The following is a 14,559-nucleotide window of genomic DNA, read 5'->3' on the forward strand; positions in this document are numbered from 1 at the left end:
CACGGGATGACATTTTGGCTATTATTTAAATCATGATAAGGAATAATAACGGCATCAAATGCGTCATAGGGCAAAGAAGGCTGCATTATTTGTATTAGCTTGATATCCTTTTTGAGTTTCTTTTTTAAATAAAATGCTAAAACTGCTGTTCTTCTTCCGGCAGTTATTATTATATCAGGTAAAGGTTTTGCTATGATATCTTGTAATAATTCACTTTTTATATGAATAGGATAATATTTTAGTAAAAAATTTGGTAATTTAGCTAAGCAATTATATTGAAGTTTAATTAAAGTGTAATCTGTAGCCAATTTTTCAGCAAGTGCAATAGCCTGATGTGTGTTACCTGTTCTATCATCTACCAATACGTATATTTTCATAATAAATACTCCTTTAGAGGTAATGTTAGTAGGTTAGTAAGGGGTAGTGATTTATCACAAGCATCGGCTATTTGCGGTATAATGGAGATTTGAGTGATTAGGGGTATATTATATTTTTGTGATAAACGGCTACCGCTATTATTTTTAAGCATATAGCTCATATTCTCAATTATTCCGAGGATCGGTAGCCCTAATTTTTGATATAAATCTATAGAGCGCACTACGTCTATCTCCGATATTTTTTGCGGCGTAGTTACGATTATTACGCCGTCTAAATGATAATTCTCCAGCATACTTAAATGAATATCGCCTGTGCCCGGGGGCATATCGATAATTAGATAATCTAAATTATCCCATTTTGTTACTGATAATAATTGATAAATGGTCTTACTTGCCATAGGACCACGCCAAATAATTGCCGAATAGTCTTTAACAAAAAAGCCTATAGACATAATTTGGATATTTCTAGTCGTTACCGGTATTATTCGTCCATCTTTTGTTTGCGGTACTTCGTTAACGCCGAATATGTGAGGAATTGACGGACCGTAAATATCTGCATCTACTATTCCGACTCGGTAATTTTCTAGACTTAACTGCTGAGCAATAAGAGCTGATATTGTAGATTTCCCGACACCGCCTTTACCTGATGCTACTAATATAATTTTTTTGACGCTTTCTACAAAATGCTTTGGCTTTTGAGCTTTTTTCTCCATCGGTTTACTTTCGGTAAAAACAATTGTTACTTTATTTATTTCCGAAATCTCGTTAAGTTTATTAATTGCCTTAAGTCTGATTTCTTCAGCTTCTAACTTGTCTTTACCCGATATATCTATTGAGAAACCTATATTATTACCCTTAATTATAATATCCGATATAACTTGTTTTAAAAAAGTACCGTCTTTAAAGGTAATATCCTGTAGTCTCTCAATAATTTGTCTTTGGTGTAAATCCGCCATAATTAATTTTCCTTTTTAAATCTATTAAAGCTCATACCTTGACGTTAAATACTATAGTATATATAATCATTTAATCTTTAAAATAATACAAAAAAGCAAATGCTTAATAAAAAATCTAGCTCGATTTTAAAAAAATCCCCTTGGAAAGATTTTGATTCTAATAAAGATGATAACATATTTACAAGACCGCGTAAAAATCAATTTAATTTTGATAAATTCCAGTTTCAGTTTAATTTTAATGCCAAAACAATAATTTTAGCTATTGTTGCGGTAATTGCTTTATGGCTTGCTTCTGGTATTTATGAAGTAAAAGAAGGTGAAGAAGCGGCGGTAATAAGATTTGGACGCTTTGTGCGTAAAGGTTATCCGGGACTTAATTATCATTTACCTACTCCTTTTGAAAAAATAATAATCGAGAAAGTTAAACAATCACGCCGAATTGAGATTGGTTATCGTACAAATAGCTCGGTGCGTAGCGGTAATGATAATACTAAAAATATTGTCGGTGAAAGTATTATGTTAACCGGTGATGAAAATATCGTTGCTTTAAATTGTGACGTAATGTGGCATATTAATAATCTTGAAGATTTTATCTTTAATGTACAAAAACCTGAGGAAACAGTAAAAGCAACAGTAGAAAGTGCCGTTAGAGAAGTAATAGGCAATACTCCTATTTCTTGGGTATTATCCGATCAAAAGCAAGAGATTACTTATAAGATAGAAAAATTAGCTCAAAAAATACTGGATAGTTATAATGCCGGTGTAATGATTGAAAAGGTACAATTATTAAAAGCCGAGCCGCCTGCTGAAGTAATAGACGCTTATAGAGATGTGCAAACTTCAAAGGCTGATAAGGAGAAAGAAATAAATCAGGCTCAGGCCTATAATAATAAAATTTTGCCGGAAGCTAGAGGGGCGGCTGCAAAAATTATAGAGGAAGCGGAAGGATATAAAGAAGAAGTAATATCAAAAGCAGAAGGTGATGGCCAAAGATTTAATGCTATTTATAAACAATATGCTATAGGTAAGCAAGTAACTAGAGATAGGTTATATTTAGAGGTAGCTGAAGAGATATTAAGTGGTTCAAATAAAACAATTATTAATAATGCACTACTGCCGCACATGGCTATTAAACCCTAGGATACTGCGTCATTATCGTGGAAGTGTATAGGTATCAACTTAAGGAGCGATGTCATTCCTGCGGAAGCAGGAATCCGGCATAAAGCGAGATAAATTGAGCTTTTAAAAAAGCTTTAAAGTACTGGATTCCCGCTTTCGCGGGAATGACATAAAAATACTTATACGTTTCTTGAATCATAAAAAAACAACAAGGAATATTAAATGCAACAAAAGATTTATTATATAATTTTTACAATTGTTTCCGGGCTGATATTGATTTCTAGCTCCTTATTTTCACTTGATCAACGTGAATCCGCGGTGGTGTTTCAGTTTGGTGAAGCAGTTAGAACTATAGAAAAGCCGGGGTTGCATATTAAAATCCCGTTTATTCAAAATGTCGAATTTTTTGATAAGCGTCTTTTGGACGTTGAAGTTGAGGGAAAAGAACTAACAGCGGCTGACGGTAAACGAGTTATTGTTGATGCTTATGCTAAATTTCAAATTAATAATCCGGTAATGTTTTATAAAACGGTGCATGATTATCAAGGCGTGAAAATTAGGCTGACTCGAAATCTTGAATCGTCAATGCGTAAGGTAATAGGTAAAGTTTCTCTAAGTAGTCTTTTAACACAGGAACGTAGTAACGTAATGCTAAATATCTTAAATCAAGTAGATGGAGAAGCTAAAAGCTTTGGTATTGACGTGGTAGATGTTAGAATTTTAAGAGCAGATTTACCGAAAGAAAATAGTGCAGCTATTTATCGTCGCATGCAAACAGCTCGTGAAAAAGAAGCAACCCAAATTAGAGCTGAAGGACAAGAAGAAAGCGTGCGTATTCGTTCAAAAGCAGATAAAGAAAGTAAAATAATACTTGCTATAGCTTATAGAGATGCACAAATTATCAAAGGTGACGGTGATGAGAAAGCAGCAAAAATATATAATTCTGCTTATTCCATCGATCCGGAATTTTACAAATTTTATAGGTCACTTTTAGTATATAAAAATGCTTTAAAGAAAGAGGATACTAATTTTGTAATTTCACCTGAGGCTGAAGTTTTAAAATACCTTAATTTAGCTAAGTAGTATACTCGTCTACCTACTTATCTATTCATGTGGAGTATATGATAAATCTAAAAATATTTCTTGTTGTAATAGTTTTAATATCAAGTAACGGTATTCTAGCAAAAGAAAATAGTAAGTCTTTAAAAGTAGCGGATCAAGAAGAAAATGAGTTTACGGCAATAAATTCTGCTCCTTTAAAAGTAAGTGAAGCTGCCCGTTATAGCTTTGCCGATATAGTTGAGCCGTTAATTCCGGCAGTCGTTAATATTTCAACAATAGAATATGTTAATAGTAAGTCGGAAAATGCTGAAAAAGATCCTCTACAAGAAAAAAAACCTTTAGACTTCATTAATGATTTTCTGGAGCGGCTTAATATACCGTTGAATTTGGAAGAGGTCGATCAAACTCCTAAAAGCGTTCCACTTGGTTCAGGATTTATTATTGAGCCTAACGGCTTAATAGTGACAAACTATCATGTAATTGCAAATGTTGATAAAATTAATATAAAACTTGCAGATAATACTGAGTTACCGGCTAAATTAATAGGTAGCGATACTAAAACCGATTTAGCTCTCTTAAAAATAGATAGCGAGGAGCCTCTACCTTTTGTTGAGTTTGGAGATTCAAATGATGCAAGAGTAGGAGACTGGGTTATTGCAATCGGTAATCCGTTTGGTAATCTAGGTGGTACGGTGACAAGCGGTATTATCTCTTCTAAAGGTCGGGATATCGATATAGACACGGATAATATAGTCGATAATTTTATTCAAACTGATGCTGCAATTAATAACGGTAATTCCGGCGGTCCTATGTTTAATTTGGATCAGAAAGTAATCGGTGTAAATACAGCAATTTTCTCACCGCTCGGTACTAATATAGGTATAGGTTTTGCTATTCCTTCAAATACGGCGCAGCCCATAATCGAACGTCTTAAGAAAGATGGAAAAGTAAGTAGAGGACGCCTTGGAGTAACAATACAAGATTTAACCGAGGAAATTTCTGAAGGGTTAGGATTGCAAAGTACTAGTGGGGTGTTAGTAGCTAAAGTACAAGAAGACGGTCCAGGTGATAAAGCAGGGATTAAAACAGGTGATATAATAATAGAGTTTGCAGATATACCGGTTAAAAATACTAAAAAATTACGTGTAATTATTGCAGATGCTCCTATTGATCAGGAAGTAAAAGTAAAAATACTTCGTGACAAAAAAGAGCTCGAATTACCTATTAAAATTACTACAGATAATGAAGAAGTTACCAAAGGTTCTACAGAACAAGTCAATCAAGAAGAAGTAATAAGCAAAGAAGAAAATAACGTATCTTTTACTAAAAATAATATTACTTTTAGTAATTTGACTGAAGAATTAAGACAAAAATATAATATTCCTAACGATAAAATAGGAGTAGTTATAACTAATATTGATGAAGAAGAAAGCAGTTTCAAAATTGGTGATTTAATAACCAATATTAATCAGGAAAGCATAGAAGATATAAGTAAGCTAAAAGAATTATATGAAAATGCTAAAAAATCTAATAAGCAAAATATTCTGCTTTTGATTGAAAGGGGCGATACGAATATGTTTGTGCCATTATCGGTGGTGTAGAGTACTCGTCGTCATTGCGAGGAAATTATGGAATAATTGACGAAGCAATCTCAGGAGTTTGGCACGAGATTGCTTCGTCAAAATTTTCAATTTTTCCTCGCAATGACGTTAACAATAATAATACCTAAATAGTTATGAGTGAAAAAATAGCAATTTTAAGTGCATATAGCTTTGTTAGCATAGAAGAGCCGACGAATTTGATACCGAAGATTTTGCTTATCGGTAAAAAAAAATATGTCAGAGGTACTATTTTATTAGCTAATGAAGGTTTTAACGGTTCTTTTTCAGGTTCATATGAAAATGTAAATCTTGTACTTGAAGAACTAATAAAACTAACTAATCCCAAAGATGTTAACGTTAAAATAAATTATAGTGATGTTCATCCTTTTCAGAAGTTAAAAGTCAGACTTAAGAGAGAAATTGTAGCGATGAATGTCGATGATTTAAATGTTGATTTGTTTAAAGGCGAATATATAGAGCCGAAAGATTGGGATGAATTTATCACAAAACAAAATGTTATAGTAATAGATACTCGAAATGATTATGAAGTAGAGGTTGGTACATTTAAATCAGCAATTAATCCTAATACCAAAACATTTAAACAGTTTCCGGCTTGGGTTCAGCAGAATCAAGAATTGCTCAAAGATAAGAAAATTGCTATGGTTTGTACAGGTGGTATCAGGTGTGAAAAATCCACCAGCTTACTTAAAAGCATGGGTTATGAAGAGGTGTATCATCTAAAAGGTGGTATATTGCAATATTTAGAAGATACGCAAAACAAGAACAATTTATGGCAAGGCGAGTGTTTTGTCTTTGACGATAGAAGAGCAGTGGCGGATGATTTATCGCCGGCTGAGGGATTTTGTCATTCCCGCGTAGGCGGGAATCCAGTACCTTAAAGCTTTTTTAAAAAGCTCGATTTATCTCGCTTTACGCTGGATTCCCGCCTACGCGGGAATGACATAAACGAGCTAGGACCAGCCACGGGATGACAACGGAAAATATTAATAGTATGACTAAAACCAAACAAGAAATTTATAATAAGCGTCCGACTTCGCCGCACTTAAGCATATACAAACCACAAATAAGTTCTACTTTGTCGATTTTGCATCGTATGACCGGTGTAGCTTTATTTTTTGCAGTGTCAATTGTGGCTTGGTGGTTGATTCTTAGTAAATATGACAATAATTATTTACAGCTTGCTAATTGTTGCATTATAAAAATATGCTTAGTAGCCGTTAGCTACGCTTGGTTTTATCATTTATGTAACGGCATCAGGCATTTATTTTGGGATATCGGCTACGGCTTTTCTATAAAAGTCGTTAATATCACCGGTTGGTGTGTAGTTGTAGGCTCTATATTATTAACTGTGTTGTTATGGGTGTAGTAATTAAAAACGTCATTGCGAGGAGAGGCAACGCATCGACGTGGCAATCTCATGAAATAATAATAAATTCCTGAGATTGCTTCGTCAAAATTTTCAATTTTTCCTCGCAATGACGAAAGGCTAAAACAAATATATAGAGAAAATTAATGGTATATGATTTTAAAGCAGAAATCGTAAAAGCAAAGGGGCAAGGAACTGCTAAAAGCGGTTCTCATCACTGGCTGTTACAAAGAATAACGGGTATTATATTAGCTTTATGTTCTGTGTGGTTAATATATTTTACGTTAACCAACAAAAACAATGATATAAATATTATTATGTGGGAGCTTAAAAAACCTTTTAATATAGTAGTATTGTTAATTACGGTGGCTACTTCATTGTATCATGCGATGCTTGGTATGCGTGTAGTGATTGAGGATTATATAAGTTGTCATAAATTATGTAATACATTGATTATAATAGTGCAATTATTTTGCATTTTGACTATTGTAGCTTTTATAGTAGCGATGTTTTATAGGGGGTAATCTTGTGTGTTTTTTATGTCATTCCTGCGAAAGCAGGAATCCAGAAAAAAATTATAAATACAGCAAATTTTTTAAATTATAAGCTCGATTTATCTCGCTTTATGCTGGATTCCTGCTTTCGCAGGAATGACATAAGTAACGTTCGTAGCAACAACATCGAATGAAATTAAATAGTAAAAAATTAACTTAATGACCAAAGCATATAATATCATTCATCATAAATTTGACGTTGTTGTCGTAGGCGCCGGTGGAGCGGGTCTTCGTTCTGCATTTGGTATGGCTAAAGAAGGGCTAAATACCGCTTGTATAACTAAGTTGTTCCCGACTCGTAGTCATACTGTGGCTGCTCAGGGCGGAATCAGTGCAGCCCTTGGAAATATGGGAGAAGATGATTGGCGTTGGCATATGTATGATACGGTAAAAGGTTCAGACTGGCTAGGTGATCAAGATGCCATCGAATATATGTGTAAGAACGCTCCCGATGCGATTTTAGAGCTAGAGCATTACGGCGTACCTTTTTCAAGAACCGAAGAGGGAAAGATTTATCAGCGTCCTTTTGGAGGGATGACGACAGAATACGGCAAAGGAAAAGCAGCTCAGCGTACATGTGCTGCGGCAGATCGCACTGGGCATGCTATACTCCATACTTTATATCAACAGTCGCTAAAACATAAAGTGCAGTTTTTTGTTGAATATTTCGCTATTGATTTATTGATGGAAGATGGTGAATGTAGAGGTGTAGTTGCGTGGAATTTAGACGACGGTAGCCTGCATTGTTTTAGAGCTCATAATGTAGTGCTTGCAACGGGCGGATACGGGCGTGCTTATTTCTCGGCTACTTCTGCCCATACTTGTACGGGTGACGGGGGCGGTATGGCGATTAGAGCCGGTTTGCCGCTGCAAGATATGGAATTTGTGCAATTCCATCCAACCGGTATATATTCAGCGGGTTGTCTTATCACCGAGGGTGCTAGAGGTGAAGGGGGATATCTCGTTAATGCAAACGGTGAGCGTTTTATGGAGCGTTACGCTCCGGCTGCAAAGGATTTAGCTTCAAGAGACGTAGTTTCAAGAGCAATGACTATTGAGATTCGCGAAGGGCGAGGAGTCGGTGAGCATAAAGACCATGTATTCTTACATTTAAATCATTTATCGCCTGAAATTTTACATAGCCGTTTGCCCGGTATCTCCGAGACGGCTAAAATTTTTGCTGGTGTTGACGTGACTAAAGAGCCAATTCCGGTACTTCCTACGGTACATTATAATATGGGCGGGGTACCAACTAATTATCACGGTCAAGTCATAATTAAAGACGGTACAAATCATAATAGCGTAGTAAAGGGACTTATGGCAATCGGTGAAGCTGCTTGTGTATCGGTACACGGTGCTAATCGTTTAGGGTCAAACTCTTTACTTGATTTAGTAGTATTCGGTAGAAGCTCTGCATTAAAAGCAGCTGAGCTTATTAGCCCTGCGAGTCCTCATAAGCCATTAAAAGAGGAAAGTCTTGAAAAAATTATCAATAGATTTGATAAAATTCGTTATAATAACGGCAATATTTTAGCTGCAGATTTAAGGCTTAAAATGCAAAGAACTATGCAAAGTCATGCTTCGGTATTCAGAACTCAAGAGGTACTAGATGAAGGGGCAGAAATGATTAGCGAGATAAGAAGCGGCTATAAAGATATAAAAATTAACGATAAATCTTTAATTTGGAATAGTGATTTAGTCGAAGCCTTAGAGCTAGATAATCTTCTTGTTCAGGCTTTAGTAACGGTATATTCGGCAGCTGCAAGAAAGGAAAGCAGGGGAGCTCATGCACGAGAAGATTATCCTGATCGTAATGATGGGGATTGGATGAAGCATACTCTTAGCTCTATCGATGAAACCGGTAAAGTCATGCTTGATTATAAACCTGTGACGTTAACCACTTTAACAGACGAGGTGAAAGCAGTTCCGCCGGCTAAGAGGGTATACTAATTTTAATTGAAATTCTTATTACTTGGTCTACTAAAGTAATTTATACCTACTTTTGCATTAAAAACTAAAAGAGGTGTTATAATGAACGATCCTAAACAAATTGAAAAATTACACGAATTAATTATTGCTGCAGAGAGATTCAATCCTAATTCATCTCCCGGTGCAATGATGGTGCAAGCACAAGCACAAGCACTAATGAAGGGGTATGCAATAATTAGATTTTTTGAAGCTGTAGAAAAGCGAGAGTTAGATGTAATCAAAAGCTTTATGGAAAAAGGGATAGTAGATATTAACGTTAAAACTCCTATGTTTCATCTAACAAGAGCAACAACAGCCCTCGGTATTGCCATTGCTCAAGGAAATAGTGAAGAAATTATTAAGTATTTATTAGCTAAAGGTGCTGATCCAAAATTGGCATTTGATGATTTTAAAAGAGCAGCAAATATAGACGATATAAATCAGCTAATAAAAATAGCACCTGATAGTGTGCCGAAAGAATTTTATGAATCTAAGCAATTAGTAACTCTTAGGTTTTGTACAGCTGTAGAAAAGCAAGATTTATCTACAGTCAAAGACTTAATTGGTAAAGTAGATATTAATGCTAAAGAAAATATTTATTATAATAAAGCAGCATTTGATATTGCTGTTAATCAAGGAAATAATAAAGAAATTCTAGATTATTTATTAGCTAATGGTGCTAAAGATGATGATATTGAGCCTTTGGGAATTGTGTTTGAGAATCCAGAAGAATGATACAGAATAAAAAATAAAATGATCAAGGTCTGCGCTACTTCCAACCTTGATCATTTTATTTTTTGAATTTAGTGTAAGATAAATGGTTGAATATTTAATAAAATTCTATCCAAAAATCCTTTTCATTGTAGAGGGGACTTTGGTAACTTTAAAATATAGCGTTATTGCCGTTATATTCGGTTTAGTGATAGGGATGTTACTGGCAATTTGTAAGGTAAGTAAGAATCGTGGTATAAGATTTTTTGCTGATTTGTATACTTCTATTTTTAGAGGAACACCTTTATTAATTCAGTTAAGTATTATTTATTTTGCATCGCCTTATATAATAGGTATTAAGTTTAGCGTGTTTATGGCAGGGGCTATTTCCTTTTCTCTTAATTCAGGTGCATATGTTTCCGAAGTAATCAGGGCGGGGATTAATGCAGTCGATAAAGGTCAGTTTGAAGCAGCTGAAGCTCTTGCTATTCCAAGATTTTTAATAATGAAAGATATAATTTTACCGCAAGCAGTTAAAAATATTTTTCCATCATTAGTAAATGAGCTTGTAAATTTAATTAAAGAATCAGCTATTATTTCTATGCTTGGTGAAATGGATTTAATGCGTAGAGCACAAGTTGTATCAATTGAAACATATAATTACTTTTTCCCAATGTTTATTGCTGCTTGCTGTTATTATATTTTAGTGATGTTAATCAGCTTTATAGCAAAAATAATTGAGAAAAAAATGATTGTTAATTAAAACATACTTGCTTTTATGGAAAAAGTAATTATAATTTAAATTTAGTGTAATTTACAAATGATTTAAAATTAAAGGGTAGAAACATTTTCTACCCTTTAATTATCGTATATATAAGTTTTTTTTGGAGTGTTCATTTTAATGCCGACATATAATCAATTAGTACGTTTTGGAAGAAAGTCAAAAACTCGTAAGACCAAATCTCCTGCCCTAGAGGCTAATCCTTTTAAAAGTGGTGTTTGCTTAGTTGTAAAAACCGTTACCCCTAAAAAGCCTAACTCTGCACTTCGTAAGATTGCAACGGTGCGTTTAAGTAATAAAAGAACAGTAAATGCGTATATTCCTGGTGAAAAGCATAGTGTAAAGGAGCATGATAGGGTGTTAGTAAGAGGTGGCCAGGTTCCTGATCTTCCAGGGGTGAAGTATCATATTGTACTCGGTGCTTATGATATTGCCGGAGTTAAAGGACGTAAGCAAGGTCGTTCACGTTATGGCGCTCCTCGTAAACAAGTTGCAGTTACAAAAAAATAAATTATTAGTTAGAGAGAAAAAATAAAATGTCACGTCGTCATGCCGCGGAAAAGCGAGTAATTTTACCTGATATGAAATATAACAGTACTTTGCTGTCAAGATTTATCAATAATATTATGAAAGAAGGGAAGAAAACTCTTGCAGAGAAAATTGTTTATTCAGCTTTTAATAAAATTGAAAAGAAGCATAGAGTTGATCCGTATCAAACCTTTAATAATGCTATGCATAACGTAAAGCCGCATTTAGAAGTAACTTCGGTTAGAGTGGGAGGAGCTAATTATCAAGTTCCAACTCATGTTGATGAAAGAAGAGGATATGCTCTTGCTAGCCGCTGGATTATTAATGCTGCGTCAAAGCGTTCTGAAAAAATGATGATTGATAAACTTGCTGAAGAGTTGTTTGAAGCTTCTAATAACAGAGGCGTCGCCATTAAGAAGAAAGAAGATACTCATAAAATGGCTGAAGCTAACAAAGCTTTCTCTCATTTTAGCCCTAAAAAAATGAAATAAGGTAGGGTAATATGAGTAAAATAAACAAACTTGAGCATATCCGTAATATAGGTATATGTGCTCACATCGATGCCGGTAAGACTACAACTACCGAACGTATTTTATATTATACCGGTAAATCACATAAAATAGGTGAAGTTCATGAGGGCGGTGCTACCATGGACTGGATGGAACAGGAACAGGAGCGTGGTATAACCATTACTTCGGCTGCTACTACCTGTAGATGGAAAGATAAGATAATCAATATTATCGATACTCCCGGACACGTTGACTTTACTATCGAAGTAGAGCGTTCGCTTCGTGTTCTTGACGGTGCGGTTGCAGTATTTGACGGCGTGGCAGGTGTTGAACCGCAGTCAGAAACGGTTTGGAGGCAAGCAGATAAATATAACGTTCCTAGAATGTGTTTTGTTAATAAAATGGACAGAATGGGAGCGGATTTTTATAGATGCGTTGAAATGATCAAAGATCGTTTAGGAGCAAAACCGGTTGTTATTCAGTTACCTGTAGGGATTGAAGAGAATTTTAAAGGTATAATTGATCTTGTTAAAATGAAAGCAGTGATTTGGAAAGATGAATCACTTGGAGCTGAGTATTTTGAAGAAGATATACCTGCTGATATGAAAGATAAAGCTGAAGAATATCGTGCTAAATTACTTGATATGGTTGTTGAGTTAGATGACACTATCATGGAAAAATATTTATCCGGTGAAGAAGTAACAGAAGAAGAGATTAAAAGATTAATCAGAAAAGGTACTATTTCAGCAGCTTTTTATCCGGTTTTATGCGGTAGTGCTTTTAAAAATAAAGGAGTACAACCTTTACTTGATGCCGTAGTAGATTTCCTGCCTTCGCCTATTGATATAGGTATAGTAAAAGGTATGGAAGTAAATACCGGTGAAGAAAAAGATTTTCCTATTTCAGTAACTGAGCCTTTCTCAGCTTTAGCATTTAAAATTATGAATGACCCGTTTGTCGGTTCATTAACTTTTATTAGAATATATTCAGGTAAAATTGCTTCAGGAACAACTGTTATTAATACTGTAAAGAATAAAAGAGAAAAAATCGGCAGAATGCTATTAATGCATGCTAATAACCGTGAAGACGTAAAAGAAGCGTCGGCAGGTGATATAGTAGCGTTAGCAGGGCTTAAAGATACTACTACGGGTGATACGTTATCTGATGCTGACAAGCAAGTAATTTTGGAAAGAATGGAATTTCCGGAGCCGGTTATTGAGCTTGCAGTAGAGCCTAAATCAACAGCTGATCAAGAAAAAATGGGCTTAGCACTTTCTCGCTTAGCAGCAGAAGATCCGTCATTTAGAGTTTCAACAGATCATGAAACAGGACAAACAGTGATAAAAGGAATGGGGGAACTCCATTTAGAAATTATCATTGATCGTATGAGAAGAGAGTTTAAGGTTGAAGCAAATATCGGAGCTCCTCAAGTAGCATATCGTGAGACTATAACTAAGTCTTGTGAAATCGATTATACCCATAAGAAACAATCCGGTGGTGCGGGGCAATTTGCACGTGTAAAAATTATTTTTGAACCTCTAAAAGATGTGAAAGATCTAAAGGATGAAGATAAAAATAAAACTTTTGTTTTTGAAAGTAAAATTGTCGGCGGATCAGTACCTAAAGAATATATTCCGGGTGTTGAAAAAGGATTGAATAATATTAGAGAAACCGGTGTCATTGCCGGATATCCTATGATTGACTTTAAAGCTACTTTGATTGATGGAGCTTTCCATGATGTGGATTCTAGTGTACTTGCGTTTGAAATTGCTGCAAAGGCAGCATTTAGAGAAGGGATGCCGAAAGGTAATCCTAAATTACTTGAGCCGATTATGAAAGTTGAAGTTATCACTCCTGATGAATATATGGGTGATATTATAGGCGATTTAAATAGTCGTAGAGGGCAAATCCAAAGCATGGATCCAAGAGGGAATGCTCAAGTAGTTACTGCAAATGTTCCTTTAGCGGAAATGTTTGGTTATGTTAATACGCTTAGGTCTTTATCTCAAGGTAGATCTCAGTTTAGTATGACATTTTCTCGTTATGATCAAGTGCCGAGTCAGGTAGCTGATATTATTAAAGCTAAAAAATAATTTAGGGGTCTAATTAGATATAATTAATGTCACGTCTTGCAAAGATAAATGTTGTTTTACCGTGACAGCTTATAAATTAGAAGTACCGATTATTATAGTAATTTTTTAATAATAACAAATATTTTTAATAAATTTATTGATTTTTTATTAAAAATATGATAGGAGTGTAGCTCAATTGGTAGAGCGCCGGTCTCCAAAACCGGAGGTTGCGGGTTCGATGCCTGTCGCTCCTGCCATTATAGATTTAGAGCTTTTTTGCTATAAAATATAGACTTTTTACAAAATTCGCTTATAGAGAGAGGAATTTGAAAGAGATGCTTCACCTCACTAGTACGTGAGAATTGGAGTACTGGATCATTATTCCAATTACCTTTAGAAGTAGAATTTTATAAGAAGTCTAATAAAAATTACCTAACAAAAGTATGTTTAAAGAATATAAAATTTATAAGTTTTTTGAACAAGTTAAACAAGAAACTTATAAGGTAGTTTGGCCAACTAGAAAAGAGCTTGTTGCTTCAACATTAGTAGTGGTAGTAGCAGTTTTTATTTTTAGCTTAATTTGTTTGGTGCTTGATTATAGTATACATAATATAATGCAGCTTTTGCTTAATATTGGCAAGTAGTATAAGGAATAAATTGTGACAGAACAGAGTATAGATAATATATTGCCTTCTTCTGAAAAAAATGTAAAGCAGTGGTATGTAGTACATACGGCATCAGGAGCAGAGAAACGCATAAAAGAAGATATGCTTAGAAAAATCGCTAAGCAGAAGATGACGGATTTTTTTGAAGATATATTAATACCTGTTTTTGGAGTTTCTGAAGTTAAACGCGGCAAAAATGTCAAGGTAGAAAAAAAACTAATGCCGAGTTATGTCTTGATAAAGATGAATATGACTGATAAATCTTGGCA

General features: G+C 34.6%; 16 protein-coding genes and 1 tRNA gene. 15 read left to right on the forward strand and 2 right to left on the reverse strand.

From position 1 onward, the window contains the following. On the reverse strand, positions 1-377 hold a 377-nt coding region (locus AC1Z7D_RS02460; protein ID WP_482601637.1), incomplete at its 3' end, for an ELM1/GtrOC1 family putative glycosyltransferase. Next, positions 374-1,333 (reverse strand): Mrp/NBP35 family ATP-binding protein, encoded by a 960-nt coding sequence (locus tag AC1Z7D_RS02465; RefSeq protein WP_482601639.1) that lies wholly within the window; start codon positions 1,331-1,333, stop codon positions 374-376. The genes AC1Z7D_RS02460 and AC1Z7D_RS02465, both read right to left, overlap by 4 nt. 99 nt (positions 1,334-1,432) lie before the next feature. Between AC1Z7D_RS02465 and hflK the strand changes: the two genes are divergently transcribed. The 15 genes from hflK to AC1Z7D_RS02540 all read left to right on the forward strand — a co-directional run. Next, complete coding sequence (hflK, locus tag AC1Z7D_RS02470; RefSeq protein ID WP_482601641.1) at positions 1,433-2,473, forward strand: FtsH protease activity modulator HflK; 1,041 nt, start codon at positions 1,433-1,435, stop codon at positions 2,471-2,473. 201 nt (positions 2,474-2,674) lie between these two features. Next, positions 2,675-3,535, forward strand: coding sequence for a protease modulator HflC (gene hflC / locus AC1Z7D_RS02475; protein WP_482601643.1), 861 nt, complete (start codon positions 2,675-2,677; stop codon positions 3,533-3,535). Between the two features lie 38 nt (positions 3,536-3,573). Then, positions 3,574-5,115, forward strand: a complete 1,542-nt coding sequence (locus AC1Z7D_RS02480; protein ID WP_482601645.1) for a Do family serine endopeptidase — start codon at positions 3,574-3,576, stop codon at positions 5,113-5,115. Between the two features lie 134 nt (positions 5,116-5,249). After that, complete coding sequence (trhO, locus tag AC1Z7D_RS02485) at positions 5,250-6,014, forward strand: oxygen-dependent tRNA uridine(34) hydroxylase TrhO (RefSeq protein WP_482601647.1); 765 nt, start codon at positions 5,250-5,252, stop codon at positions 6,012-6,014. A gap of 113 nt (positions 6,015-6,127) precedes the next feature. Then, positions 6,128-6,502 (forward strand): succinate dehydrogenase, cytochrome b556 subunit, encoded by a 375-nt coding sequence (sdhC, locus tag AC1Z7D_RS02490; RefSeq protein WP_482601666.1) that lies wholly within the window; start codon positions 6,128-6,130, stop codon positions 6,500-6,502. A 146-nt stretch (positions 6,503-6,648) separates the two neighbouring features. Next, positions 6,649-7,026, forward strand: a complete 378-nt coding sequence (sdhD, locus tag AC1Z7D_RS02495) for a succinate dehydrogenase, hydrophobic membrane anchor protein (protein WP_482601649.1) — start codon at positions 6,649-6,651, stop codon at positions 7,024-7,026. 189 nt (positions 7,027-7,215) lie between these two features. Further along, complete coding sequence (gene sdhA / locus AC1Z7D_RS02500; protein WP_482601651.1) at positions 7,216-9,006, forward strand: succinate dehydrogenase flavoprotein subunit; 1,791 nt, start codon at positions 7,216-7,218, stop codon at positions 9,004-9,006. An 81-nt stretch (positions 9,007-9,087) separates the two neighbouring features. Then, on the forward strand, positions 9,088-9,759 hold the full coding sequence (locus tag AC1Z7D_RS02505) for a hypothetical protein (protein ID WP_482601653.1): 672 nt from the start codon (positions 9,088-9,090) through the stop codon (positions 9,757-9,759). A gap of 82 nt (positions 9,760-9,841) precedes the next feature. Further along, positions 9,842-10,498 (forward strand): amino acid ABC transporter permease, encoded by a 657-nt coding sequence (locus AC1Z7D_RS02510; RefSeq protein ID WP_482601655.1) that lies wholly within the window; start codon positions 9,842-9,844, stop codon positions 10,496-10,498. Between the two features lie 138 nt (positions 10,499-10,636). Then, positions 10,637-11,026: a 30S ribosomal protein S12 gene (gene rpsL / locus AC1Z7D_RS02515; RefSeq protein ID WP_341787114.1), complete on the forward strand. Its 390-nt coding sequence runs from the start codon at positions 10,637-10,639 to the stop codon at positions 11,024-11,026. A gap of 26 nt (positions 11,027-11,052) precedes the next feature. Next, complete coding sequence (gene rpsG / locus AC1Z7D_RS02520; RefSeq protein ID WP_482601658.1) at positions 11,053-11,535, forward strand: 30S ribosomal protein S7; 483 nt, start codon at positions 11,053-11,055, stop codon at positions 11,533-11,535. 11 nt (positions 11,536-11,546) lie between these two features. Continuing rightward, positions 11,547-13,646, forward strand: a complete 2,100-nt coding sequence (gene fusA / locus AC1Z7D_RS02525; RefSeq protein ID WP_482601660.1) for an elongation factor G — start codon at positions 11,547-11,549, stop codon at positions 13,644-13,646. Between the two features lie 160 nt (positions 13,647-13,806). Further along, positions 13,807-13,882: transfer RNA gene (locus tag AC1Z7D_RS02530), tRNA-Trp, on the forward strand. A 186-nt stretch (positions 13,883-14,068) separates the two neighbouring features. Next, on the forward strand, positions 14,069-14,269 hold the full coding sequence (gene secE, locus AC1Z7D_RS02535; protein WP_004996644.1) for a preprotein translocase subunit SecE: 201 nt from the start codon (positions 14,069-14,071) through the stop codon (positions 14,267-14,269). A 15-nt stretch (positions 14,270-14,284) separates the two neighbouring features. Further along, positions 14,285-14,559, forward strand: a 275-nt coding sequence (locus AC1Z7D_RS02540) for a transcription termination/antitermination NusG family protein (protein WP_482601664.1), incomplete at its 3' end; no start/stop codon positions are given.

Source organism: Rickettsia sp. (assembly GCF_965035265.1).